We start from the raw sequence: 26,830 nt of genomic DNA on the forward strand, positions 1-26,830 counted from the left end.
CCTGAAGCCACTTATCACACCAGCTTGATATTGGAAGAAGCTCTCTTAGAGAGGCTATGAAGCTTCTTGCCTCCCGCAATATTGTAACTATCAAACAGGGGTCTGGAACATATGTAGCCTCATCACCTGGTATAGTAGACGATCCTTTTGGCTTTACATTCATATCAGATAAGAAGAAGCTTGTGCAGGATCTGCTGGAAATACGTTTTTTACTTGAGCCTTCTATTGCTGCTATGTCAGCAACCTATGCTGATAAGAATGACATCAGCAAAATCATCAGATTATGTGATGAGGTTGAGGAGCTTATGGAACAAAAAAAAGACCATACACAAAAAGATATAGAATTCCACACCGCTATTGCTATGGGAAGCAAGAATCTTGTCATTCCAAGATTAATCCCAATAATAAACAGCTCTATCCCTCTTTTTGTTGAAACAACCGGCAACATCCTTAAAACTGAAACCATCGAAACTCATCGTGAAATAGCGGAGGCTATCGCAGAACATAATGCTGTCCGTGCCCAGGATGCTATGTATATGCATCTTATGTACAATAAAAGGTGTATTAATTCTTCAAAATAATACACCTTTATTAAACATTATACATTTTATTCAATTTAGCTTTAACCTATAATCTCATATATATACTTCATATCCATATTCTCACGGATCACATCTGCCAGCTTATCATATTCTCTCTGCTTGTATTCATCAAAGCTTATTCTGACACCACTCTTTGATGTAATACCATACCTTGCACAGAGCATATTGATTAAGCTGTCGCAGAATTCCTGTCCATCGAATATCCCATGCATATAAGTTCCTGCTGTATTGCCCCGTACACAGCCATCCATATATTCGGTCTTATCAACAGTATTGAATATTCTTGCAAATGGATTCGCACCATCTTCACTTATTGTACTTTCACCCATATGTATTTCATAGCCTTTACATTTCTTCTGTCCAAGCATTTCCCACATTCCAGATTGTATACAAGTTATCCCCTGCACTCTTGTACGATGTTTATTCTTTGAAAATTTGGTTGTTACCGGAAGCAGTCCCATTCCTGCTACAACTTCTCCAGTTTCTGCACCACACGAATCATCAATGACATTTCCTAACATTTGAAAGCCACCGCATATTCCAAATACCGGAATATCCTGTCTCGAACATTTTATAATCTGTGCTTCCATCCCATTTTTACGAAGCCATTTTAAATCATTAATTGTATTCTTGCTTCCCGGAAGAATTATGAGGTCGGGATTTCCAATCTGTTCTGCCTTGTCTGCATAACGCAGATTGACCTCTTCAATACGCTCAAGTGCATTAAAATCCGTAAAATTAGAAATGTGAGGCACACGTATTACTACTATGTCGAACTGCTCATCTGACATATGTGCATTGTAGGCTGATGGCTCAATCCGTGAAGCAAGGCTGTCTTCATCATCAATGTCAAACTTAACATAAGGAATTACACCTGCAACCGGAATTGGACATATATCATATAACTGTTTTATGCCCGGCTCTAATATTCTCTTATCTCCACGGAACTTATTCATAACAAGACCTTTTACACGCCTGCGTTCTTCTTCCTCTAACAGCATAATTGTTCCAACAAGCTGTGCAAATACACCACCTCTGTCAATATCACCTACAAGCAGAACAGGTGCATCTACAAGCTTTGCCATTCCCATATTAACAATATCATCTTTTTTAAGGTTAATCTCTGCCGGACTGCCAGCACCCTCAAGAACAATAATGTCATACGCACTGGCAAGCTTATTATACGCTTCTAATATATCTGGAATGAGCTGCTTTTTGTACTGGAAATATTCTTTAGCCGGCATATTCTTTAATGGTATTCCATTTACAATTACCTGAGAACCAACATCACTTGTCGGTTTTAAAAGTATCGGATTCATCTCTACACAAGGGGATATCCCAGCCGCCTCTGCCTGCATAACCTGTGCCCTTCCCATCTCCAGGCCATCGGCTGTTATATATGAATTAAGTGCCATATTCTGTGACTTAAATGGTGCTACACTGTAGCCATCCTGTTTTAACACTCTTAATATTCCTGCTGTTATAATGCTCTTTCCTGCATTGGACATCGTTCCCTGAATCATCAGATTTCTTGCCATAATCACTGCACCTTCCCTGTTATCTATGTTAAATTCCTATCCTAATTAACTTTGTTATAATATTTATATATAATAATAATTTGTCCGTTATTGATATCTATGGATATATTGCCATTTTACAATTACCTATTCTTAATCTATATTATACATTTTGTTAATATATTGCTTATAAAATCAATAAGAATTTCATTATCTGTATGCTTCTTTACTGCTATGCGATAGCAGTCTGGCGGCATATTGCGGTAGCTTTGACACGAACGGATAAGAACTCCATTTTTTAATAATTCGTCCTGCAGCTGACAGCCAGCCTTATCTGACGGAAGCCTGAAAGTTATATAGTCTGCCTCAGACGGATATACGATACATTCCATAGCCGATAATTTATCTGTAAGAAATTCCCGTTCCTTCTCGATAAGCCTATATGTGTGCTCCTCGTAATCTTTATCCTTAAATGCCGCAATTCCTGCACGCTGTGCCACTGTTGATATATTCCACTCTGGAAGCTGTAAAGATATGTTGTCGATTAATTCATCATTATAACTCATCAGATATCCAAGCCTTATTCCTGCCATTGCATAGAACTTGGTATACGCATTTATTATTACAAGATTATTATAATCCTTTAGAAAACGCTTACAGCTTATCTTCTCATAATTACGGTTAAATCTTAAAAAGCACTCATCCACAACAACTATAATATTTCTTCTTCTGCATATGTCTAATATATTGATAAGAATATTTTCAGGTATAATATTCCCTGTCGGATTGTTCGGATTGCATATAAAACATAGCTGGACATCAAGCTGTTCTAATCGTCCACTTACATATTCATAGCTAAAGCCATTATTACTGTCAAGCTCATAATATACAATCCCTGCTCCATACGCCTTAACTGCACGCTCATAGCCTGAAAATGAAGGTGCAGCAATGGCACATTTTTCTGGATGGACAGCCCTTACAACTGCCATTATAAGTTCTGAAGCACCATTACCACAGAGTATATTCTTAGCATTAATATTAACCTTATAAATGTTATCTGCATTAATACTCTCTTTGCAGGCAATTGCATTTCTTAATGCCGTATACTTAATGTCTGGATATGTCTGATAACCACCAATATCCTGCGTAATCGCATTACACACTTCCTGCGGCATTCCTAAAGGGTTAATATTAACCGAATAATCAAGTGTTATTTCTTTGTTGTATATATTTTTATCATATATATTTCCACCGTGTATCTGCTGTTCCATAGCTGTAACCTCTCATCTGCCTGACAATCTCTTTATCAGTATGCAATCCCCGTATCAATATGCCAATCTGATTAAAATATAATTATCTGACTGCCAACATTATTATCAATCTTATTAATAACACAATAATTACCATAAGAAATGCAGTAATATATAATAAAATATTACTTCTTCCTATATCACCAGCTTCCAGCGGACGTATTGCCTCTCCTATCTGTGGCTTATGCACAAGCTTTCCAAAATAATAATTATCGCCTGATAATGCTACTTTTAAAGCTCCTGCACAGGCCGACTCTGTCTGGGCGGCATTAGGACTGCTGTGCTTTTTTCTGTCACTTTTAAATATCTTCCACGCATTCCCTATACTATAGTGTGAATTTGTTTTATCCTTTGTATTACATTTTTCTGCAAGCTGTGCAATTCCTGCTGACACAACCATAAGACAGCCGCCTATTCTTGCCGGAATAAAGTTCACAACATCATCTAACTTCGCCGCAAATCTTCCAAAGTACAAATATTTATCATTCTTATAACCTATCATTGAATCCATTGTATTAACAGCCTTATATACAAAACCGCCAGCCGCCCCGAATAACATCATATAAAATAATGGTGCAATAACTCCGTCTGATGTATTCTCTGCGACAGTTTCAACAGCTGCCCTTACAACGCCGTGTTCATCAAGCTGTTTCGTATCCCTGCCGACTATCATTGCAACGGCATTACGTGCCTGCTGTAACCCTTCTTTATCCAAAGCATAATATACCTTCATACTTTCTACTTTGAGCGATTTTACTGCCAGTATCTGATAACACATTATTGTTTCAATTACACAGCCAAGTATCATATTAATATGATAACCAACAACCAGAATAGATACAATAACAATACCCGTTATTAACGGCGTTAATATTGCAAGCACCATACCCTTTCTGTACTTCTTAGCAGATGTATCTTTTTCTTTTAATAAAATACTTTCTAACAACGAAATAAGATTACCTATAAGGCGTACCGGATGATACAGCCAGTGAGGGTCGCCAATAAGCAGATCCAGTATATAACCACAGCCAATTGCTATTGTCTGGCATATAAATAAATTCATAAACTCCTCATTCCTTCACACGCTATTACTCAGAATAAACTCATACTTTAACATATAATAGACACACATATTTATTTATAACAAACACATATTTTACTCAAGATAAATACATATCTTTACTCATAGAATACGCATATTTTTACTCACAACGTAAAAGTTCTGTATAATTATTAATGCTTCCATCTAAAGCCACATCACATATATACCCATCACCATTGCCACAATGATAATCATAATAGCCACCACCATATATCTCTGACATTACTGACATTATTGTGCCGCCGTGAATTACACATGCAATGTCCGAATAATTCAATAAACGGCATTGTTTAATCATATCATACCAGCCCTTAACACTTCTTTTCTTAAAATCCGCAACATCTTCTCCTTGTGGAAATGGTATCGTTGCATTACTGTCAATCCATCTCTGGTACTGCTCATTGCCAGAAAGTTCTTTATAATTCTTTCCTTCAAATATGCCAAAATCACATTCCCTGAAATCTGGCACTATATGCTGTTTATATTCAGGATATATAAGCTCTGCCGTCTGCCTGCACCTTTTCATAGGACTTACATATACTGCCTGTACCCCTTGGTAATAACCTGCCTTAATATTATTATGTATGCTCTCAATCCCAGAAGCACATAAGTCCTCATCAGTTATGCCTATATACCTTTTTTTGATATTACCTGCTGTTGCACCATGTCTGATTAATACAATCTTCATATTATTCACCTTTCAGGCATTGTCCTATGCCACACGCTATACGCTCTACCCTGTCAGCCTTTTTTACAGCCCTGCAAAGCATACGCCCAACTGTTTCACGGTATATTCTGTCCTCTTTTTCCAAAGGAACTATGCCACTGCCAATCTCATCGCATATTATTATAATTGATGGATTGCCAGCATAAATGGTATCTATAAGCGTATCTGTACATTTCCCATCTTTAAGCAGTCTTTTTATAAGCAGATGAAAATGATTTAATATACAGGCATTTTTTATATCTTCAATACTGCAATATGCTCCATCAGCTATATTATTATTGCATATTTTATTTTTAATGTACTTATCATCTTCTGAATATATATTACTCATTGTATCTTCTGCATTACCACACAATTCTTTAACTATATTTTTCCTGCCACATACATAATCAAGCTTTCCCTGATAAGCTCCGCCAAAATATAATTCCATATTATTCCTCGTTTCTGTGCACATTTTTATTCACTAAAGCAATGCTATAACAGCAACAGCTATTGTCATACACAGTTCACTTACACATAGCAGATACCCTGCAAGGTCGCCCGTCACTCCACCGAACTGCTTATATGCCATATATCTGTAATACAATAAAACCACGAATGCCACAACGATAACTACAACAGCACCTGTAACACTGCAAAGGCACATAAGTATAACACATATAATTAACTGTACCGCAAGCATTACATTTACACATTTTACTGCTGTTGCACTTGTAAATGTATGCAACATTCCATTGTTCCTTGCTCCTCGGAAATTAACTGCTGCCAGACCACTTATAATTCTTGACAGATAAAACGTAAGTGCCAGAAGCAAAAGTCTCATATTATCTGGCTTCTGCACAATAATATATGCCGCCGCATAATATACCGCAGAATACATAAGTAATCTTATAACTGCAAATGCTCCAATATGCGAATCCTTTAATATATCCAGCTTCTTCTCCCTGTCACCATATGAATTAAGTGCATCACTTGTATCCATATAGCCGTCAATGTGTATTCCCCCTGTTATCAGTACAGGAATTACTACAAGAACAAGTGTCCTGCTGATATCCGGCACATTTAGCAGACCGCTGATATACACCCAGCCATATATGACTGCACCTATAACAAGACCTGCTAACGGAAAGAAGCCCATTACATATCTCATATCTTTTTCTTCTAATTCCAAATGCGGCATTGGTATTTTAGAATACATTGAAAATGCAATTACCAATGATTTAATTACCGACATAACTGATATCCCCCTTTAATACTACAGGAATAGTGTATACAACCTCAACAACTGTGTCTGCTGCCTTTGCAAGCTTTACATTAAGCTCTCCAAGCCGTCTTATATAATCAGTTGTGCTATCATCATATTCACACCCGTCTGAAAACACTTCATTAGTCACAATTACAAGGTGACTGCACTCTGAATACAACTGCATACATTCAGCAAATATATTATCTGGATGTCCGTTTTCTTCAAAGCATTCATTAGCAAGAAGATTAGACATACACTCAACCAATACTACCGGTTTTGTATCTCTTTTACATCCTTTAAGTGCACCACCTATATTCTGATACTGCTCTATCGTTTCAAAGCCTTTGCCATCACGCTGCAGCTTGTGCTTCTTAACCCTGCTTCTGCCGTCTTCTCCATATGGATACATAGTAGCCACATAATATTTTTTATTGTCCTTTGCAAGCTGACAGCTTATCTGCTCGGCATATTCTGACTTGCCACTGCCGCTTACTCCTGTAACCATAATCAACATTTTTCGTAATCCTCATAGGCAGTTATGCGTATATCATCAAATGTAGTATTTTCCCTGTACACCTGCAAAGCCATATCAAGAAGAGAAAACATCATAACCGCACCTGTTCCCTCTCCAAGTGCAAGCTCTCCGTGTATAACAGCCTTCCTTCCAAGTTCGTTAAGCAGAGCTTTCATCGCAGGCTCTTTTCCCTGATGTGAAGCTATTATGTAATCACCAATCTGACTATTCAACCTTACTGCAATAAGTGCCGCAACTGCCGAGATAACACCATCTATAACAACAGGTATTCCATAAAGTGCACAACCAATATATACTCCGACAAGCCCTGCAATATCGAGTCCGCCTATATTCTGTAAAAGACCTAATGGATTGTCCTGGCAGCTTCCATACATTTCTTTAGCTCTGGTAATAACTTCTATCTTTTTCTTAAGACCTTTATCATCAAGCCCTGCACCTCTGCCTGTTGCCATATGTGGCTCAAGATTTAAAAGTATGCAGGCAAGTGCCGTGCTTGTGGTTGTATTGCCTATTCCCATCTCTCCTGTTGCAAGAATATTATACTTCTGTTCCTTACACTCCTTAACCTGTGTAATTCCTGCATATATAGCCTGTATAAGCTGTTCCTCTGACATTGCCGGCTCTTTAAGGAAATTATTAGTGCCAGACATAACCCTCTTATTGACAAGCCCCTTATAAGTTCCTACATCTGTTCCGTCCTCAAGCGTATCCATGGCAATTCCAACATTCACAGGAATAACATCTGCATTGGCATATGCCGCCATTCTGCATACACTTGATATTCCGTCTGCCATATTACAGCTCACTATCGCGGTTACCTCCTGTCCTGTCTGGGTAACACTTTCTTCAACTATGCCATTGTCTGCACACATTACAATAACAGCACGTCTGTCAATATTGACATCTGCTGTATGCTCGATTCCTGCTATCTGGCTTATTATTTCCTCCATAAGTCCAAGTCCGTGCAGTGGCTTTGCTATCCCATTCCAATGACTACGTGCTTTTTGTACACTATCTTTACTGCTTGCCTTTATCTTTGACAGTTCTGGAATAAGACTTTTAATATCAGAACCTAATTCTGGAATAAAACTTTTAATATCATGACCTTCAAGCCTGTCATTATATTTTTTATAATTCTTTCTATAGCGGACACAGGCATTTATGAAATTATCTGCCACCTGTTCATTGCCATAGAAATATATATGTGGAAATCCAGCATACAACGTATCACTTCCATAACCTGCTGTTGCTATACTGTTATCTGAAGCTTTCTTTATCTCATAATCTTCACCAGGGCAGTCACTATTCCAATAGTGGAATTCGTGTGCACGAAAGCTTTCATTTGCAGAGGCAATCAGTGTATCTTTCTTTGCCGTAAGCGTCATATAGCCAAAACGCTGTAGTCTTCCTGCATTATATCCCATTCCTTTTATAATTCCCGCCATAGGATATTTATCTTTTTCTGGTGTTTCTAAGTATTCGTGCAGATAAAGAAATCCTCCACATTCTGCTATGCAGGGAAGTCCTTCTTTTATCTTCTTTGCAATATCATTCCTCATTGATACATTTTCTGACAACGCTTTGGCGTGAAGCTCTGGATAACCGCCATATAGTAACAACCCGTCTATATTATCCGGAAGCTTATTATCTGCAAGTGGACTAAAATACACTATCTCACAACCGCACTGCCTTAGATAATCTATATTATCATCATAAAGAAAACAGAAAGCTTCATCTTTTGCAACTGCAATCCTTACATCTTTTTTATCTATGTTCTTATGTATGGCTTCCAGCTTTGAAGCATTTTCTGCAATTCTAAGTATTCCTTCTATATCAACGCTTTCCCTCATCTGCTCTGCAATACTGTTGATTTTTTCCTGAAAATGTTCCACCTCTGCCGAGGTCACAAGACCAAGATGACGGCTTTCAAGCACAGCATTTTTCTTATATGGCATATAGCCTAGTGGTTCTATCCCCATATCTTTAACTATGCGTGCGGCATTACCATATAACCTGTCTGAAAGATTATTAAAGATTACACCTTTGATATTATTGTTCTTTTCATATCCAAGATAACCCTTTACAACTGCGCCGATTGAATTACTCATTCCACGGCAGTTCACTATAAGAATAACCGGCGTATCTGTAATGTCTGCTATCTCATAAGAACTTCCCTTTGTGCTAAAGCCCTGTCCGTCATAGTAGCCCATAACTCCCTCTACAATAGTTATATCACTCTTATCCTCTTTACCTGCAAGCAGATATTTTATTGTTGCATTATCACAAAACCAGCTGTCAAGATTACCTGTGCTCATATTTAACACACGCGAATGAAACATAGAATCTATATAATCAGGCCCGCATTTTAACGCTGATATATTAAGTCCCATATCTTTAAAACACTGGCATAGACCGCAGACAATTGTTGTCTTGCCACTTCCACTGCCTGTCCCTGCTATCATTATACGGCTCACTTTGCACCTCTTCCTTCTATAATAAATACTGGATTATTCGCAGACATCATATGATATCTGCCCCTTTTCTTTACCTCTGTCACTGCAATCTGGACTATATCAAGGACATTCACACCATTCTTTTCCATTAATGAAATAGTATTGTTAAGTGTTTCTAATGTCACTGCCGTAACCACAATATGGACATATGGATTTTTCTTAAGAATACTGCTGAAAATGTATTCTAACTCTCCACCGCTTCCACCAATAAATACTTTATCGGGTACTGGCAGACTATCAATAACAGCCGCCGCATTGCCGTGTATAATCTCTATATTATTAAGTCCGAATTTTTCTGCATTTTTAGCTATAAGACTACAGCCCTCTTCTGTCCTCTCAACTGCATACACTGTTCCGTAAAGTGCGTGAAGTGCAAGCTCCACTGTGACAGAGCCTGTTCCTGCACCTATATCATATACGCAGGAATTCTTAGATACCGCCATTCGGCTTACAACGCTTGCACGGATTTCCCTTTTCGTCATCGGCACATCAGAACGGATAAAACTGCTGTCAGCAATTCCTGTTATTGAAAATGCACGCGAATGTTCATTATAAACTGCCAATACCGTAAGTCCTTCTGAAATATATTCAGTAAATTCAGACACATTTCCATTAGTTATCTTCTCATTATCATATGAAAGATTTTCACCAATCCATATATGTGCCTGTCCAAGTCCTGCCCTATAAAGCTCCTGGCATATCTGTGATACATTTCCCTGTGTCAGAAAATATGTCAATTCATTTTGTAAAACTACAGGTATATAGCTTTGTTTCTTGCCGTGCAGGCTTACAAAAGCTGCGTTCTCCCAAGACTTTCCTATCTTTGCCGCAAGATATATTACAGAAGATACACCTGCCATAATGCTGTATTCATACTTTCCAGCAAGTACCTCTGCAAGCTTCTTTGCACCGCTGTAAAAGCCTGTATCACCTGACATAAGCACAACGTAGTTATTGGCATTTTCATTATCAATAATATCTATTATGTCTTTTGCTGTTACTGCATAAAATGTCTTCTTATCTGTGTATTCTTCTATCAGCCTTTTAGAACCAATCAGCACCTCTGAATTATCAATTGCTTCCTTTACTTCCTCTGTAAGACAGCTTTTACTGCCCGGCCCCACACCAGCTATAATTACCCTTTTCATTATTCACTCCACCTTAATTCATTAACATTATAGACAGCCATTTTCCTAAAACTTTATAACTCTAAAACCACATAGCTTTTAGGCTTTATAACCCTTTTGTCTTAAGATATTTAATAAGCTCTGGCAGGCTTACTCCATTTTCTTCTACTGGACGTTTTATTACTATACAGTCAATGCCTGTATTCTCTGTGGCAGACACCTTTTCTTCATATCCGCCATTACTGCCAGACTCCTTTGTCACAAGAACACCTATATTAAACTGTCTTATTACTGCCTCATTTAATTCCTGTGAAAATGGTCCCTGCATACCTATTAAATGTGACGGCATAATCCCTGCTTCTATTGCACTCTGTAACATTTCAGGATTAGGAAGAAGCCTTAAATATACTCTCTCTTTATAATCTGTAATATAGACATACTCTGGTATATTCTTACTGCCTGTCGTCATAAGAATATTTTTACTATTATGCTGTTCACTGTTAAGTAGTTCTACTACATCTTTTATTGACTTAACATATGTAATGTTATCTGACTTAAACTCTGGCTTTTTGTCATTATCTTCCCTTAATACCCTCACATAAGAAATGTTCTTGCTGTCACACACATTTTTAATATTATGTGTAACCTGTGTAGCATATGGGTGTGTGGCATCAATAACTATATATGGCTTTTTAGCTTCTAACTCCTTTAGCATATCAGCCTCATCCATTCTACCAGTATGTATATGCACATTATCAGCCTGCGGCAGTAATTCCCTGCCATATTCAGTCGTTACATATACATAAGTGTCACAGTTCTTTCCTGTAAGATATTCACATAACTTTCTGCCCTCTGTTGTCCCCGCAAAAAGCATTATCGTCTTTCTCATACAACCTTATATCCTCTTGGTGTAACCATTTTCCCATTAATTACCTTAGTATGGCTGTTGCCTATGTATATTGTTGTAAACATATCCGCTTTAAAATCCGCAAGCTCCTTTAATGTAAGAATTCCTGTAGTTTCGTTCTCTCTTCCTATGTTTCTTACATAACCGCACACTGTATCCGGTGACTGTACCTTTAATACAATATCGCAGGCTTCCTTTAAATATCCGCTTCTTCTGCGGCTTGATGGGTTATATATGCACATTACCATATCGCTGTCAGCCATCGCCTTTATTCTTTTCTTAATAAGCTCCCAAGGTGTCATACAGTCACTTAAGCTGATAACCGCAAAATCGTGTGACAATGGTGCACCAAGGCAGGCTGAACCACTGCTTGCGGCTGTTACACCTGATATAACCTTAATATCCAGATTATCCTCTGCAAGCTCATATACAAGGCTTGCCATACCATATATACCGCTATCTCCACTGCATACAAGCACTACCTCTTTTCCTTCTTTAGCTGTATCTATTGCATACTGACAGCGTTCCTTTTCCTGCATCATATTAGTTGAATAGTACTCTTTATCAGGAAAATACTGCTTTAATATATCAACATATGTAGTATATCCAACTATCAGGTCAGCACCAGCTATTGCGACTGATGCCTCCAGTGTCATATTATCTTTTGCTCCGCTTCCAAAACCTACTATCTTAAGCATAATCTACTCCTTATTTTTCTGTGCCACTCTGTAAATAGCTACTGTAACTCCGTTATCTGCTGTCTTTCCTACAAGCTTTTCTCCACCAGAAGACGCGGCACCCGCACTGCGTTCACATACATTTCCTACACCTATCTGTTCTTCAACAAAAGCTGAAGATACAAAGTCACCTTCAACATCTCTTAAATATTCAGGCGTATATGTCTTATATGGCACTTTACATTTTCTTGCAAATTCAATTATTCCTGCTTCATCTGCTTTTCTGTCAACCGAAGCCACAACAGCAATTGCTTCCAGCAAAAGCCCTGCTTTATCAAATGTTTTCTTGACAGCCCGCTCTATTTCATGTGCTGACTTGCCTTTTTTACAGCCAATTCCTACAGCAAGCTCCTGTGGTACAAGCTTTAATGTGCGCTTAAATACTATTTTATCGTCTTTGCCTGTAATTATCTGTACACCGCTTTCATACTCATTATTACTATTATCAGTATATTTAATCTGTCCGTTCCAGCGTTCTTCTGTTACTTTTAACAGGTTCTTATATTTATCATTGCCTGTTATTCCAACAGGCTCATTATTTAATATCCTGCCTGATATGTCTTTTATCATAACCGGATTAACTATTCTCATATTATGTTCCGTGGCAAATATATCAACTGCAAACATTCCTCTTGCATCGGTCGCTGTAGTAATTACCGGCATTGCACCTATCCTGACAGCAAGCTTACTGCACCACTCATTAGCTCTGCCAATATGACCTGATAGAAGTGATATAAGATACTTTCCGCCCTCATCTGCAACAAGCACCGCCGGGTCTGTAACCTTGCTTTTAAGGTATGGTGCTATAGTTCTTACAGCTATTGCAACAGCACACACAAATAATATTCTGTCACTTACTGCAAACTCGCTCTTTATAACACTTCCAACTGCCACAAATGGTACTGCCTCATTCTTATAAGTATCTGCACATCTTTGGTGACAGTATATTATTACTTCACCGTCCATTGCCTCACTGGCTTTCTTTGCTACCTTCATCCCCTCGTGTGTGAAGGTTATTATAATTGTTCTCATTTTCTATACTCCGTAGTGAACTCTGGGTCATACAATTTAGAAAAACTATATTTGTCCCCAAGAAATTCCCCGACCAATACAAGTGCAGTTCTTGTAATGCCTGCTTTCCTTGCTTCACTGTCAAGATCTTTCAATGTTGTGCGTATGCATTTCTCATCTTCCCAGCTTACCTTATAACATAACGCACAAGGCGTGTCTGGTGTAAATGCTCCTTTATATAATTCTTCTTTAAGTTCCTCTAAATGTGATGAGCTTAAGAATACCGCCATTGATGTACCGTGCTGTGCAAGCTTTGCTATGCTCTCATTATCTGGAACCGGGGTTCTGCCCGGCATTCTTGTAATAATTACTGTCTGTGCTACATCTGGAACTGTATACTCACATTTAACTGCCGCCGCGGCCGCAAGGAAACTGCTCACTCCAGGACATATCTCACAGGTAATTCCGTATTTGGCAAGTTCTTCAATCTGCTCTCTTATTGCACCATATAATGACGGATCTCCTGTATGAAGGCGCACTATATTCTTTCCCTCGCCCTCTGCTTTTACAATCACATCAATAACTTCCCTGAGGTTCATATATGCACTGTTATATATCTCACAATCCTTCTTTGCATACTCTAATAATTCCTCATTTACAAGTGAACCTGCGTATATAATTACATCCGCTTCATTAAGCATACGCATACCTCTGACTGTAATTAAATCCTTCGCTCCCGGTCCTGCTCCGACTATTTTTACCATATTTATTCTCCTGTGTCTGCTCTATATTAATTCATAATTTATGTCTATCATACATAATTCACAATTTAACTGCTTTTTATGATTTTTAACTGCTTTTTATAAGTTCCAACAGCTTATCTGCCGCCGGTGTTTTCCCTAATATTCCATATTCATTTGAAAATACAATTGCTCCAATTACTATCTTGCCACTGCTTCTTCTTTGCAATACATCTTCTATACGAAGCGTAAGCTGATACATAGTCTTCTCTAGTATGTCTGATTTCTTCAAAATTTCAAGTGCCGCCTCTGTCGTAATACAATCAAGTATCTTTAATGCTGTATCATTATCTGCACCTGCCCTTATTGCACAGGCTGACAGAACTTCCATTCGTCCGTCTGCCACTTTGGAATGTGTATTCATTATTCCTGCACCTAATTTTACAAGCTTTCCTATATGCCCCACAAGAAGCATTGCCTTAGCACCTGCATCACACACCATATCTATTGTATCGCCAATATAATTACTGCATTTTATGCTTCTTTTCAGCTCAATATTAAGTGTATTAAGCAGAAAATCCTGTCCATAATTACCCGGTGCAACAAGAAGCACTTTCTCTCCCTGTGCTATGTGCATATTAATCTCTGTCTTAATTGTATCAATAAGTGCCTGTTCACTCATAGGCTCTACAATTCCTGTTGTTCCAAGAATTGATATGCCCCCTGTAATTCCAAGGTTCGGATTAAACGTCTTCTTGGCAATATCAACTCCTTTGGGTGCTGATATTATAACTTTAAGGCTTCCCTCATAAGAATAACTTTCTGCTGCCTCTGCTACCGCCTCTTTAATCATCTTAAGAGGTACTGGATTGATTGCCGCTTCTCCAACAGCACATTTCAAGCCCTTCTTAGTAACACGTCCTACTCCTATTCCACCATCTACAATTACCCCGTCAGTATTTATAGTTCTCATTATATCTTCTTTAACATAAGTAACCTGTGCATATATCTTTATTCCATTGGTCACATCAGGGTCATCCCCACTGTCTTTCTTAATTGCACATATTACCTTATCCTCTTTAATATCTATGTCAATAACCGGAAGTGTAAGTGATACTCCCATAGGAGTTATCACTTTAATCTCTTTTACTTCCCTGCCTGACAGAAGCATATATGCCGCAGCTTTGGCGGCGGCACAGGCACAGGTTCCTGTTGTATATCCGCAGCGCATTTTCTTTTGATTTTTGTATACATATCTTTCTAACATCTGCGCCACTCTTTATCATCATCTGCCGCCATATAGAACAGTGCATTCATAATGGCGGCGGCAACATTGCTTCCGCCCTTTCTGCCCCTTGCTACTATATATGACATTCCGCTTTCTATAATTTCTTCCTTTGCACTGGCTACATTTACGAAACCAACTGGAACTCCAATAACAAGTCTTGGCACAAATATGCCCTCATCATAAAGCTCTCTTATTCTCATAAGAGCTGTTGGCGCATTGCCTACAACCATAATACAGTCTGGATTATCCTTTGCCGCCTTCTCCACGCTGACTGTTGCTCTTGTAACCTCACGCTTTGCCGCTTCACTGGCAACATCACTGTCTGCCATATAACAATTAAGCGAACAGGAAAACTTCTCTGCCATTTTGTGGCTTATTCCTGACTTCGCCATATTGGTATCTGTAACAATATCCACACCTTCTTTAATAGCTTTAAGTGCTTCCTCAATAACTCCTTTGGAAAATGTCATACTTGTTTCGTATGAGAAGTCCGCCGTTGTATGAATAACACGTTTGACAACCGGCTTATATTCAGCTGGAATATCAGTTGTCAGTTCTTTCTCGATTATTGCAAATGACTCTTTTTCAATATCCATTGGTTTCATAATATCTATTCTCCTTAGAATAATGATTTCATTGTATCTATGTCTGGCTTTGTAAGAATTCTCTTATTCTTCTTTTCTGCGTAATCTAATAATTCTTTCATTGCACTGTTAATACTGCCGATTGGACAGCCTGTATCTATAACATAATCTGCCTCATCAATTCTTTTACAGGCTTTATCTAATGTCTCTTTTCCTATAGGCTCAAACATTTTCTCTGTGACAATATCTGCCGCAAGTGCTTTGGCTATCGGATAATCACAGTCATTTTCATAAAGAATCCCTGCTGTAAATGCAATACCAATACGCTGTAATTCCCTGTATATTAATATTCCAGTTCCAGCACCGCCAGCTACGAATACCTTCGGTGTACCCTCCGGCTTCTTTAATTCTGTACTTCCATACATACAATTATACGTTCCGTGTGTTAATCCGTAAAGCCTGCTTATGCGTTCATCTGTAAATATCTTTTCTGGTCTTCCAAATTCTATCTTTCTATCTGCACCAACACACATAACATAGTCTGCTATCTTAGCCGCAAGTTCTATTTCGTGTAAAGATACAATAACGGCGACATTATCCTTAACAGCCATCTCCTGCAGTATATCCAGAAGCTCAATTTTATGTCTTATGTCAAGAAATGAAGTCGGCTCATCAAGCACTATGACCTCAGGCTTCTGGCATATTGCCCTTGCAAGCATAATTCTCTGGCGCTGTCCATCACTAATCTGTGAAAAATCATTATCTGCTATATCAATTGCTGATACCTTCTTTAATGACTCATTTACTATCTGTTCATCTTCTTTGGTAAGTCTTCCAAAATAATTAGTGTACGGATATCTTCCCATTGCGACAACATCACGGCACGTCATCATCTCGGTCTTAATCTTTTCTGTAAGCACAACAGACATAGTCTTAGCGTATTCTTTACTTGTGTAATCGCTTATTTTCCTGCCTTTTATATATATATTGCCACCTATAGGACTCATTTCCTTTATAAGATTCTTTATTATTGTAGATTTTCCTGCACCATTAGGTCCGATTAATACAAGAATTTCACCTTTATTAACCTTAAGTGCTATATCTGACAGAAGCACTTTTTTATGATAACCTACACTTAAATCCTCTGTCTGTACATATATCTGTTCCATATATTTCTCAACTTTCCATTTCCTTACAACAATTATCTCTTCTGCTTTACCATAAGCCATATAACAACCGGTGCACCAAATACTGCTGTGACTGTTCCTATCGCAAGCTCTGATGGTGAGAATATTGTTCTTGCAATAAGGTCACAGAACATACAAAACACCGAACCGCATAAGAATATTGCAGGAATTGTAACAATCGGCTTTGTTGTCTTAAGTGATAATCTTGTAATATGTGGAACTGCAATTCCAACGAACGATATAGGACCCGCCAGTGCTGTAACACAAGCTGAAAGGAGGCTCGAAAGCAGTACAATACATACCCTGAAGAACTTTATATTAATTCCCATACTCTGCGCATATCCCTCACCTAAAAGATAAGCGCTGATTGGCTTAGAAAAAAGAAATGTAATAACTGCTGTTGGAAATACAACTACAGCCGCAAGCTTTACTGTTGGCCACGAACTTCCTGAAAAGCTTCCCATAGCCCAGTGTGTGAGATTGGCAATGTCTGAATCATTCGCAAATGTAATACAAAGGTCTGTTATTGCAGAACATATATAGCTAATCATAATTCCCACAACCAGGAGCATAGACATGCTCTTAACTTTATTAGCAAATATAAGTACATAAAGCATTGCAAGCAGTGAACCGACAAATGCCGCCGCAACCTGTGCCCAGAGCGGCATACCTGATACATACTTTAAAAGAAATATCATTGTGATTGCAACAAACATTTTCGCACCAGATGAAATCCCAAGCACGAATGGTCCTGCTATTGGATTTCTGAAAAATGTCTGTAACAGAAATCCTGACAATGACAAAGCACCGCCCAAAATAGCCGCCATACATAATCGTGGAAGTCGTATTTTCCAGATAATATTGTATTCAGGTGTTCCCATATCACCCTTTAAAAATATAATTCTGAAAATTCTCGCAGGAGATATATGGATATTACCTGTATTAATATTTAATATAACCGCCACAACAAGTAATACTGCAAGCAGTATATATACAAGCTGGTAGCGGAGTATCTGTTTTATCTGCATATTTTCTCCATTCTGATAATTACTGCAATTTGCGTTATTATTGTAATTTTTAATATTATTGCATTTCTAATATTATTGTAATTCTAATATCATTGCATTTTTAATATTATTGCAAAATGACTGCCCCATTAAGTATAATACCATATGCTCTGCACGGTTTTCAGTGCATTGTGGCTACAAAGTAGTCATATTATATCATATGCCCTGCGTTGCTTTTCCACGCATCCGAAGTTTCGAAGAAACTTCTAAGTGACTACGAAGTAGTCATATTATAGCTTATGCCATGCGTTGCTTTTCCACGCATATGAAGTTTCGAAGAAACTTCTAAGTGACTACGAAGTAGTCATATTATATCTTAATGTGACAGTCTCTTTTATAAATAGATTTTTAAGTGAGTATACCTCACTCATCATTTTATTTTAACTTCTTTAAATATGTAAGCTCTGTTGTATTGGAATCAGCATTTAACATAAGGTTGATATCGTTAATCATACTTCCGATTGTATCTGCAATCTGGAAGAAATCTGGTGTTGTACACCATACATTTCCATCCTTAACAGCCTTTAAATCAGAAAGAACACTGTTATAACCTGTGAAATCACTAAGTGTTGATGGCTTACCGCCAAGATTCCATACATAGATTACATAATCTGCATCTTTGGCTTTCTCATAAAAGCTTTCGATACCCATCTCCTGTGTTCCTGTCTTATCTGTATTAAGGTCAGAGAACACATAATTACCACCTGCTATATTTACCATCTGTGCAAGATAATCTCCTGCATTTCTTACATAAAGCTTGCCCTTAGATGTAATGTAGAATACTGCAACTGACTTACCTGTATTTTCAGCCTTTGAAAGAGTATCTACATATGCTGCCTGTGCATTATACATCTGTGTTGCAGACTCTTCTTTATCACAAAGTGCCGCATAAAGCTTAGCCCATTCTACTCTTCCTAATGGATGATCTTCATATGTAGACTGGTCCAATATATAGTTAATTCCTAATTCCTTTAACTTCTCTGCTACATCTGGAACACTTGTAAGCATTGTTGAGAATATTGCAAGTGTTGGTGCTCCTGCTATTATTGTTTCATAATCAGGTGCTTTGTAATCGCCAACATAAGTAAGCTTTCCATCATCAAATGCCTGCTTAACTGCATCTATATACCACGATTTCTTTTCGTAAGTAACCTGGCTTATGCTGTCAAGACAATCACTTGCGCTCATAAGTGATGTTACTGGTGTAGATGATACAAGCATATTAGTTACAGGTGCATTTAATACTACAGTGTCAGAATCAATTCCTGATGGTGTAGACATTCCCTCTGGAACAAGTAAAAGCTTTGACTGCTTAGATACAATTGCTGTATCTTCATCTCTGTTAGTTATTGTAATAAGCTTATAACCGCCCTTGTAATAATCTACAGAGAAAAGCTTTGCATACTGTAATTCCATTGAATGGTCATACACAAGCTCTCCATCATAGTTACCATTAGCTGACTGGTTCTGTGTTCCACATCCACTCATTGCAAGTGTAGACACAAGCATTACGATTGTGAGCAGAAGTGACAGAAATCTTTTTTTCTTCATTTTCGTTCTCCTTTTCTTTTCTTATGAAGTGCTTTGATGATTACGTTATTATCAGCAGAAAAGGAACAGACACATATGTGTCTTAACAATCCGGAATAAAACTTCCTAATTGCCTAAGAAAGAATCCTGCTTCGCAGGATTCTCCGCCTGCGGCGGGACGCTTTAGCGGCATCTACATTACCGCCGCAGTACGAACCTGCCCGGAGGGCTTTTTATGCAATAGGAAATTCCAGAGGATTTCCTATTGCATAAAAAACAATAGTCTGTTGTTCTCGCAACGACTATTATAACTCTGCCTGTAAGCCGGTCTTCTGACTCACAGATCATAAGCAATATCCGCCTTCCCAGAACAGCTTATATAAAGCTTATTCCAGTGGCATATATGGATATCGCCTCCCTGTATACAGCAGCGGAACTGTTCAGGATTCACACCTGATTCCCTGAAATACTTATCGTACTTCGCTTACAGTGATTATTTCGTTATCATCTGGATTTATATCCAGCGTTCATTATTTCATATTATTACTAGAAATGCAATTATTAATTTCAATTGTTTTTCTTTTTTCTTTTTACTATAACGGTTGTGAGATATACATCAGCATTTTCAAGTTCTTCAAGGCTGTGATATACTTTTTCACTATCCATTCCACAGTTAGATACTGCATTTATCTCATACATTTCTCCTGCTTCCTGTCGTGCGCGCAGTGCCTTAACTAACTGCTTAAGACCTCTTCCTGACTTCATATATATAAGTGTTCCGTTATATGAAAATGTATTCTCTATATTATCTGATGATGGAATAATATGTATCTCTTCGCCCTTCTCGCCTAAAGATATGCCAAGCCTTGCCGCAACAGCACAAAATGACGGAACTCCGCTTACTATCTCAGCCCTCCATCCATTAGCCCTCGCACGCTTATGCATATACATATATGTAGAATATATGCTTGGGTCTCCGATTGTAATCATTCCAATCTTCTTACCCTGATAAAGATATTCTTCAATGGCTTCATATATCTTATTATGTGAAATTTCAAGCTTTCCTTCATCCTTAATCATAGGAAACGGCATACACAAAACTGGCTTCGTGGAAATTTCACTACAAGCCTGCTCTGCTATGCGGTACGCATAACATTCTTCCTTGGATACTGCTGGAATAACTATTAAATCGCACGACTTAATCACTTCCAGTTCCTGTAATGTCATCTGCTTAGGATTGCCTGTACCCACTCCAATGCCATATAATATTCCACTCTTTTTATCAGGCAAATTATCTGTATCTGATACATTTTCTAATGCTTTCACTGCCTTTTGCAAATGTGATAAATACACCTGACGTACTGCTGGATATTCACCTATACCCTTTATAACACATTGTGGTGTGTATCCATTAGCTTTTAATATAGTGGCAAAGGACTCATCATCTCCTGCCATATCATTATTAGCGTGGTCACCTGCAACTAACATAAGCGGTGCAAGAAAAACGCCAGTATTGACAATTCCTTCTTCTCTCATATCGTTAATTACATCTTGAATTGTTCTCTTTCCCTCGACTGTCGCAATATAGACAGGCTTTCTGGCATATGCCCTTAATGCCTGTTCCATTACCCTGTAACTGCTGTCAGCCATATGCTCTGTTCCGTGTCCCATAAATATCAATACTGAATTACCAGTAAGCTCTTTTAACGACTCCCACAAAGCCTTGGCAACATCTGTATAATCATCAGCATTTGCCAAAAGTGCATCAGCTACAACTATCTTATCAAATAAATGCCTGCACTCCTCTACTGCATTTTTCATCTGGTTATTCTCAATTCCGTCTATTACGTGTGTTGGAAATACAACAACCTGTGTTACGTCCTGCTCTTTTAAGCTTATAAGTGCCTCAAGCGGACTTTTCGCATTAATATATTCCTTCTCCTGCATATGCTTTCTTACAATTGTGCTTGATACTGCCTCTTCTACAATTGTATCCGGATAAAGCATACTTACCTGTTGCTTAATAGCTGTAATATTCTTAGTTCTTGTATCTGTATAAGTTGTTCCAAAACTTACAATTAAAATAGCTTTCTTCATCGTCTTTCTTACCCTTTATCTCATCTTTTTTGATAAAAATTGTATTATATAATCATAATTTTCAGGAATATGTGGAAATGTACAATTCGTACAATCCTTTATCCGTCTGCCACTATCTCTTGTTATATAATTAGGCGTACCAGGACAGTCGTCATAACAATTCATAGGACAATAACAAAAAAGGCAGTTAAAATCCTGCCCTTCTTCTATCTTATGGCAAGGGTAATACTTACACTGGTCATTCTTAAAATACCTGTAACTGTTCTCCATTACATCTGTCTCCTTATGTATTATGCTTAATACTATACTCTGCCACGCTATTTTAATGCAATACCATAATAATATTTTATTGCTGGTTACTCAAACTGTGCATTTCTTATGTTTTAATAATACCAGTTCTTATATATCAGCAAACCTTTCTAAAAATGGGATAAAACAGCCACGACTTCTGTTAAGTCAGATGCAAAATATATATCTTTCTGACGTTCATTAGTTGACAATCCCATTGCAATCATATGAGACAGAAATTCTTTAATACTGTCATAATATCCATTAAGATTGTAGAATATGCACGGTGCTGAAAGCTGGTTAAGAGATAACTTTGACATAACTTCAGTTATCTCTTCAAGCGTACCTGTTCCACCCGGAAATGCTATAAAAGCATCACCAAGTTCTATCATCTTTGTCTTTCTCTCTGTCATATCTTTAGTTACAATCAGTTCTGTTATCTCGTCATACTGAACTTCTGCCTCTACAAAGAACTGTGGCTCAACGCCGGTTACTCTGCCACCTTCCATAAGCACACTTTCTGCAAGTTCGCCCATAAGCCCTGTCTTAGAACCACCATATATTAAAGTGTGTCCATTTGCTCCTATCCATTTTCCAAGTTCCCTTACAGCTATTGAAAATGTATCATCTATGCCTTTGTTAGCTCCTAAATACACTGTTATGTTCACTTTGTTATCCACCTATTCTTTATTAATTCAGGTTATTTGTTTGGCACTGATATGTAATTATCTTCATTAATATCGCTTCATTTTTTCAGAGAGTGCTTCAGCTTCTATTTTATCTTTCTCCAGCCCTTTTTCTAACATCATACTTTTATCTCCATTCTGTAAAAATCACGCTTTTATAAAATGATACTTAATAAATTACTTAACGCAAATCTCTATATTCTGCTTTTTACAACAATTATTTTTTTAATTATATCAAGATACATTTATCTTGTCACGGCTTTTTGTAACAAATGGCACGAAATAATAAATAATCCCAAATACAGCTATACAAAGACAAAATGGATGCCACCTGTGCAATACAGGATAGCATCCATGCGTTCAGCCTAATTCATAAATATTATTCTGGTTTCATTTCATACATAAATTAATTCTACTTTCAGTTTTATTTGTTTTATGAACCTGTTCTATACTATCTGATCATAATAGGCAAAAGCATTTCTCATGAATTTCCTATATTTTCTCGTTTTTAATGTTAGATTCCACCAAAACATTCCCTAATTTTCTTGGAAATATCAAAATCAACAAAACCTTTCTGTGCCATGTCATCGAGCATCTCACACGTTTTTTCGTGCGATAAACCTTTCTTATATGGTCTGTCCTCGGTTAATGCCTGATAAATATCAATACATGCCATAATACGTTCCGGTTCATTTAATTCAGCTGCGGTTTTTCCAAAAGGATACCCTTTTCCATTTAATTTTTCATGATGGAAAGACGCCCAATCTCGTATTTCTTCAAAATCTTCAACTTCTGATAATATAATATATGTATAACCAGCATGATTCTTCATTTTTGAAAATTCATCATCCGTAAGCTTATCCGGTTTTTCTAAAATTTCATTGTCTACTGCCATTTTCCCAATATCATGCAGTGCACCAGCCAGATACATTTTTTGCACATTAATAGAATCAAATCCTATATATTGAGCAAAAAGAGCTGCTTTTTCAGCCACTCCTATAGAATGTCTGCTTGTAAAAGAAGATTTATAATCTACAATCTTTGCAAAAAAATCTGCGACATTTTTACACGTTTTCCAATCGAAAACCTGTTTTTGTCTTGGGATAATCTCCCATAGCTTCATTTCAAAAGAATTATCACTTAAACACGTAAAAGATTCGAAATGTGTGAATGCATGAAAAAAGGCATTCACACATTCTGAATCGAATAATCCATCCTTATTTTTCAAAAGAAACTGACATATAAAATTCCAACTGTTATTTCCAGTTTCCATGTTATTTCCTATAATATCAATGGTATCTGCAAGATGAATAATCCTTGCAAACAACGGAATTTCATTCCACTTTTTTTGAAAAGGACCTGTTCCATCGGCATGTTCATGATGATACAAAATCACATTTGACACATCTGTTTTAAATGGAATTTTAGTAATATTTTTTTCTCCATAAATACAATGAAGATTTGTTTTTTTCTCGGATAAATCTTTTTTACAATTAATGACGGAATCCTTTTTCAGTTCTTCCGAAATATATTGTGTCAAAGCATTATCATGCAGTAAAGCACACATGGCTAAATCTTGTAACTCATCACCTTGAATTTTCCAATATTCTGCCATACGTATACTTATATAAGCCACTCTTTTTCCATGTTTGTTTTTGATATTTACAAACTCTGCTTCTATACAGTCCAAAGCATAAGAACAGGCTCCTGCAAGTCCGATGATATCTATACTTAATTCTTCTTTCATTGGTATAATCCTATCTTAATACATTTATGCTTCTTTAGCGGTCAATATAAACAGTCCATAACTCAACTTATACATTGCTTTCCTATCCATACTGTTCCTCCTTTACCTTCTCCCTGCATTTCGGGCAAATACCTTTAAATGAAATATCATAATCCACAAATTCAATTCCATGAGTGTTATGAATTCTTTCCAGCAAATCCGGTATTTGATCCATATCCACATCAAAAATTTCACCGCACTTTATACATCTTACATGGTAATGATTTTTCAATGTAAAATCAAATCGGTTTGGTCCATCCGGAACTTCAACCTTTCTTAATGCACCTTCCTCTACCAATATATCAAGATTTCTATATACAGTTCCTTTTCCAATTGTTGGATATTCTTCTTTTATAAATTCATACACTTCATTTGCCGTAACGTGTCTTTTCATCTCATACACAGCGTTTCGTACTAAATCTTTTTGAATGGTATTTCTCCTACTTGTCATCTGTCCTCCTTGTTAGGATTAATTCTTAATAAGGATTATATACCACTATTATCCTGTTGTCAATAAAATAGGAATAATTCTCATTATTATAAAAGTTGCCAAACTGAGCATCTTTTACCTGAATAACTATTTTATTTTGTGTTCAAATACATATTCTGAATCTGAAGATAAATCAGACCTAAACGAATATCCGAGTCTGTCAAATTTCTGAATCTCCACTGGATTTTCAATATTATTTTCCGCTATGAATCTGACCATTTCACCACGAGCCATCTTGGCATAGGTACCTTTTGTCACCAATTTATCTCCGGATAACTCACAAAATACAATCGTAATATATCTGTCCTGTGGTGTCAGATACTTTTCTATACATTTTGAGTATTCTTTTGATGCAAGATTAATGATAATCCTACTGTCATCGATTACTGAGCGATATAACAAGTCTCTCCAGTACTCATACAGATTTTTTGCATCTCCAATTCCAACCTTTGCCTGCATTTCAAGACGATAAGGAGTCACACCATCCATTGGTTTTAAAATGCCATAAAACGCAGACAGGATTCTTAAATGATTTTGCAAATACTCAAACTGCTGGATTTCAAACACAGATGGTGCCATATATTGAAATGCAATCCCTTCATATGCTAAAACAGCCGGAGTAAGCCTGTTATAAAGATCCATATTTTCCAATCTGTTAAAGTTCTGCTCTGCAATCTTGTCATTACATTTCCAGATAACTTTCAATTCTTCTTTTGATTTGCTTTTCATCCAGTTTAATACTTCTGCTGTCTTATCAATATAGACAGGCAGTTCAACCGGTGCTAAGTTATCGGTATCTACAATCATCTTTTTTGCAGGTGATAAAATAATCTTCATTATGCCAATTCCTTAAGCATATTTTCAGGATCATCTGCCGCCTTGACTTTATCATTTGCCTTTATAATGATTCCCTGCTCATCAATAAGATATGTAGTTCTTACTACACCCATAGATACTTTTCCATAATTTTTCTTTTCTTTCCAGACATCATATGCTTCAATAACTTTGCGCTCCGGATCTGCTAATAACGTAAATGCCAGTCCGTATTTTTCTTCAAATCTCTTGTGAGACGCTACAGAGTCATTGCTTACTCCGAGAATAACAGCTCCCTTCTCAGTAAACTGTGGATAACGCTCAGAAAAGCCACATGCCTGCTTCGTACATCCTGGTGTATTATCCTTTGGATAAAAATATAAGATCACTTTTTTTCCTGCATAATCGCTTAATTTATGCATTTCTCCATTCTGATCCGGCAATTCAAAGTCCGGTGCTTTTTTTCCTACTTCTAACATATTATTCCTCCACTTCTTTCAATTCCATCTGTTTTCTTGTCCTCTTATTGCCAGAAATCATTTTATGACCAGAATAGACTGCCATAATCAAGCATATCAGAGAGCCAAACGCAAAGTATTTGTGTGCTGCTTTTAACCCTTTATATCCTGTATAAAAAGTTCCAACCATTGTAACTATTGCTCCAATTGACCAATATTTATGTGCTTTCATAATACACCTCCATATTTTATTATCAACATCATAATACAACAATTTATTATTGTGAACTACCCATTGTCTTAAGCCAATAGGCTTCCTGCTTCATCGACCTCGTAACCTACTATCTCCACAGGCGTTAATTTGGGCAGTCCCTGCCCTATATATTTCTTTATGCTATTTGTCTTAATCCTTCTGTCAGTATATTTTTTGCGGCATTGATATCCCTGTCATGTTCTGCTCCGCATTTCGGACATATCCATGT

The 26,830-nt window shown here is 37.3% G+C and carries 28 protein-coding genes, 1 pseudogene and 1 riboswitch; of the genes and pseudogenes, 2 read left to right on the forward strand and 27 right to left on the reverse strand.

Annotated elements, in window-relative coordinates; translation table 11 throughout:
• Positions 1 to 20: 20 nt before the first annotated feature.
• Both WMO42_RS04315 and WMO42_RS04320 read left to right on the forward strand, forming a co-directional pair.
• A pseudogene (locus tag WMO42_RS04315) lies at positions 21 to 104 on the forward strand (FadR family transcriptional regulator); the annotation flags it as partial.
• A gap of 78 nt (positions 105 to 182) precedes the next feature.
• Positions 183 to 581 carry an FCD domain-containing protein gene (locus tag WMO42_RS04320; RefSeq protein WP_318295536.1) on the forward strand — a complete coding sequence of 133 codons (399 nt, stop codon included), beginning with the start codon at positions 183 to 185 and terminating at the stop codon, positions 579 to 581.
• 41 nt (positions 582 to 622) lie between these two features.
• On the opposite strand, the gene WMO42_RS04325 is transcribed toward WMO42_RS04320, so the two are convergent.
• From WMO42_RS04325 to WMO42_RS04455, 27 genes are all read right to left on the reverse strand, one after another.
• On the reverse strand, positions 623 to 2,140 hold the full coding sequence (locus WMO42_RS04325) for a cobyric acid synthase (protein ID WP_116443507.1): 1,518 nt from the start codon (positions 2,138 to 2,140) through the stop codon (positions 623 to 625).
• Between the two features lie 137 nt (positions 2,141 to 2,277).
• Positions 2,278 to 3,390: a histidinol-phosphate transaminase gene (locus tag WMO42_RS04330; RefSeq protein WP_349191628.1), complete on the reverse strand. Its 1,113-nt coding sequence runs from the start codon at positions 3,388 to 3,390 to the stop codon at positions 2,278 to 2,280.
• An 82-nt stretch (positions 3,391 to 3,472) separates the two neighbouring features.
• A complete protein-coding gene (cbiB, locus tag WMO42_RS04335; protein WP_349191630.1) occupies positions 3,473 to 4,492 on the reverse strand; it encodes an adenosylcobinamide-phosphate synthase CbiB in 1,020 nt (339 codons plus the stop codon).
• 139 nt (positions 4,493 to 4,631) lie between these two features.
• Positions 4,632 to 5,219: a histidine phosphatase family protein gene (locus WMO42_RS04340; protein ID WP_022502051.1), complete on the reverse strand. Its 588-nt coding sequence runs from the start codon at positions 5,217 to 5,219 to the stop codon at positions 4,632 to 4,634.
• Position 5,220: 1 nt separating this feature from the next.
• Positions 5,221 to 5,688 (reverse strand): bifunctional adenosylcobinamide kinase/adenosylcobinamide-phosphate guanylyltransferase, encoded by a 468-nt coding sequence (locus tag WMO42_RS04345; RefSeq protein ID WP_022502052.1) that lies wholly within the window; start codon positions 5,686 to 5,688, stop codon positions 5,221 to 5,223.
• Positions 5,689 to 5,721: 33 nt separating this feature from the next.
• Complete coding sequence (locus tag WMO42_RS04350; protein ID WP_055174461.1) at positions 5,722 to 6,492, reverse strand: adenosylcobinamide-GDP ribazoletransferase; 771 nt, start codon at positions 6,490 to 6,492, stop codon at positions 5,722 to 5,724.
• On the reverse strand, positions 6,479 to 7,018 hold the full coding sequence (locus WMO42_RS04355; RefSeq protein ID WP_022502054.1) for a bifunctional adenosylcobinamide kinase/adenosylcobinamide-phosphate guanylyltransferase: 540 nt from the start codon (positions 7,016 to 7,018) through the stop codon (positions 6,479 to 6,481). Before WMO42_RS04355 ends, WMO42_RS04350 begins: the two co-directional genes overlap by 14 nt.
• Positions 7,012 to 9,513 (reverse strand): cobyrinate a,c-diamide synthase, encoded by a 2,502-nt coding sequence (locus tag WMO42_RS04360; protein ID WP_349191631.1) that lies wholly within the window; start codon positions 9,511 to 9,513, stop codon positions 7,012 to 7,014. Before WMO42_RS04360 ends, WMO42_RS04355 begins: the two co-directional genes overlap by 7 nt.
• On the reverse strand, positions 9,510 to 10,700 hold the full coding sequence (cbiE, locus tag WMO42_RS04365) for a precorrin-6y C5,15-methyltransferase (decarboxylating) subunit CbiE (protein ID WP_349191632.1): 1,191 nt from the start codon (positions 10,698 to 10,700) through the stop codon (positions 9,510 to 9,512). Before cbiE ends, WMO42_RS04360 begins: the two co-directional genes overlap by 4 nt.
• 85 nt (positions 10,701 to 10,785) lie before the next feature.
• Entirely contained in the window at positions 10,786 to 11,568 is a 783-nt protein-coding gene (cobK, locus tag WMO42_RS04370; RefSeq protein WP_022502057.1) for a precorrin-6A reductase, read from the reverse strand.
• Positions 11,565 to 12,284, reverse strand: coding sequence for a precorrin-3B C(17)-methyltransferase (gene cobJ, locus WMO42_RS04375; RefSeq protein WP_055306533.1), 720 nt, complete (start codon positions 12,282 to 12,284; stop codon positions 11,565 to 11,567). Before cobJ ends, cobK begins: the two co-directional genes overlap by 4 nt.
• Positions 12,285 to 12,287: 3 nt before the next feature.
• Entirely contained in the window at positions 12,288 to 13,355 is a 1,068-nt protein-coding gene (locus tag WMO42_RS04380; protein ID WP_055174454.1) for a cobalt-precorrin 5A hydrolase, read from the reverse strand.
• Complete coding sequence (gene cobM, locus WMO42_RS04385) at positions 13,352 to 14,098, reverse strand: precorrin-4 C(11)-methyltransferase (RefSeq protein ID WP_022502060.1); 747 nt, start codon at positions 14,096 to 14,098, stop codon at positions 13,352 to 13,354. Before cobM ends, WMO42_RS04380 begins: the two co-directional genes overlap by 4 nt.
• A gap of 85 nt (positions 14,099 to 14,183) precedes the next feature.
• Positions 14,184 to 15,341 carry a cobalt-precorrin-5B (C(1))-methyltransferase CbiD gene (cbiD, locus tag WMO42_RS04390; RefSeq protein WP_055306532.1) on the reverse strand — a complete coding sequence of 386 codons (1,158 nt, stop codon included), beginning with the start codon at positions 15,339 to 15,341 and terminating at the stop codon, positions 14,184 to 14,186.
• Positions 15,335 to 15,967: a precorrin-8X methylmutase gene (locus tag WMO42_RS04395; RefSeq protein ID WP_022502062.1), complete on the reverse strand. Its 633-nt coding sequence runs from the start codon at positions 15,965 to 15,967 to the stop codon at positions 15,335 to 15,337. Before WMO42_RS04395 ends, cbiD begins: the two co-directional genes overlap by 7 nt.
• Positions 15,968 to 15,981: 14 nt before the next feature.
• Entirely contained in the window at positions 15,982 to 17,175 is a 1,194-nt protein-coding gene (locus WMO42_RS04400; protein ID WP_349191633.1) for an ABC transporter ATP-binding protein, read from the reverse strand.
• Complete coding sequence (locus WMO42_RS04405) at positions 17,148 to 18,161, reverse strand: iron ABC transporter permease (protein WP_022502064.1); 1,014 nt, start codon at positions 18,159 to 18,161, stop codon at positions 17,148 to 17,150. The genes WMO42_RS04400 and WMO42_RS04405 overlap by 28 nt, the downstream gene beginning before the upstream one ends.
• 414 nt (positions 18,162 to 18,575) lie before the next feature.
• Positions 18,576 to 19,751 (reverse strand): ABC transporter substrate-binding protein, encoded by a 1,176-nt coding sequence (locus WMO42_RS04410; RefSeq protein ID WP_090141209.1) that lies wholly within the window; start codon positions 19,749 to 19,751, stop codon positions 18,576 to 18,578.
• A 283-nt stretch (positions 19,752 to 20,034) separates the two neighbouring features.
• A riboswitch (cobalamin riboswitch) is annotated at positions 20,035 to 20,233 on the reverse strand.
• 64 nt (positions 20,234 to 20,297) lie between these two features.
• The gene (cobI, locus tag WMO42_RS04415; protein WP_116443512.1) at positions 20,298 to 21,827 is read right to left on the reverse strand and encodes a precorrin-2 C(20)-methyltransferase; all 1,530 of its coding nucleotides are present in this window, start codon (positions 21,825 to 21,827) and stop codon (positions 20,298 to 20,300) included.
• A gap of 15 nt (positions 21,828 to 21,842) precedes the next feature.
• Positions 21,843 to 22,097, reverse strand: coding sequence for a cysteine-rich small domain-containing protein (locus WMO42_RS04420; RefSeq protein WP_022502067.1), 255 nt, complete (start codon positions 22,095 to 22,097; stop codon positions 21,843 to 21,845).
• Positions 22,098 to 22,246: 149 nt separating this feature from the next.
• On the reverse strand, positions 22,247 to 22,783 hold the full coding sequence (locus tag WMO42_RS04425) for a TIGR00730 family Rossman fold protein (protein WP_090141213.1): 537 nt from the start codon (positions 22,781 to 22,783) through the stop codon (positions 22,247 to 22,249).
• A gap of 532 nt (positions 22,784 to 23,315) precedes the next feature.
• Positions 23,316 to 24,548, reverse strand: a complete 1,233-nt coding sequence (locus tag WMO42_RS04430) for an HD domain-containing phosphohydrolase (RefSeq protein WP_349191635.1) — start codon at positions 24,546 to 24,548, stop codon at positions 23,316 to 23,318.
• A gap of 82 nt (positions 24,549 to 24,630) precedes the next feature.
• A complete protein-coding gene (locus WMO42_RS04435) occupies positions 24,631 to 25,038 on the reverse strand; it encodes a transcriptional repressor (RefSeq protein WP_055174441.1) in 408 nt (135 codons plus the stop codon).
• A gap of 126 nt (positions 25,039 to 25,164) precedes the next feature.
• A complete protein-coding gene (gene yaaA / locus WMO42_RS04440) occupies positions 25,165 to 25,914 on the reverse strand; it encodes a peroxide stress protein YaaA (RefSeq protein WP_349191637.1) in 750 nt (249 codons plus the stop codon).
• On the reverse strand, positions 25,914 to 26,369 hold the full coding sequence (gene bcp, locus WMO42_RS04445; protein ID WP_349191638.1) for a thioredoxin-dependent thiol peroxidase: 456 nt from the start codon (positions 26,367 to 26,369) through the stop codon (positions 25,914 to 25,916). Before bcp ends, yaaA begins: the two co-directional genes overlap by 1 nt.
• 1 nt (position 26,370) lies before the next feature.
• A complete protein-coding gene (locus WMO42_RS04450) occupies positions 26,371 to 26,580 on the reverse strand; it encodes a DUF6219 family protein (protein WP_116443514.1) in 210 nt (69 codons plus the stop codon).
• Between the two features lie 157 nt (positions 26,581 to 26,737).
• Positions 26,738 to 26,830: zinc ribbon domain-containing protein (locus tag WMO42_RS04455; RefSeq protein WP_349191645.1), on the reverse strand; the 93-nt coding region annotated here is incomplete at its 5' end.

It is taken from the genome of Lachnospira sp. CLA-JM-H23 (assembly GCF_040096425.1).
GTDB lineage: Bacteria > Bacillota > Clostridia > Lachnospirales > Lachnospiraceae > Lachnospira > Lachnospira rogosae.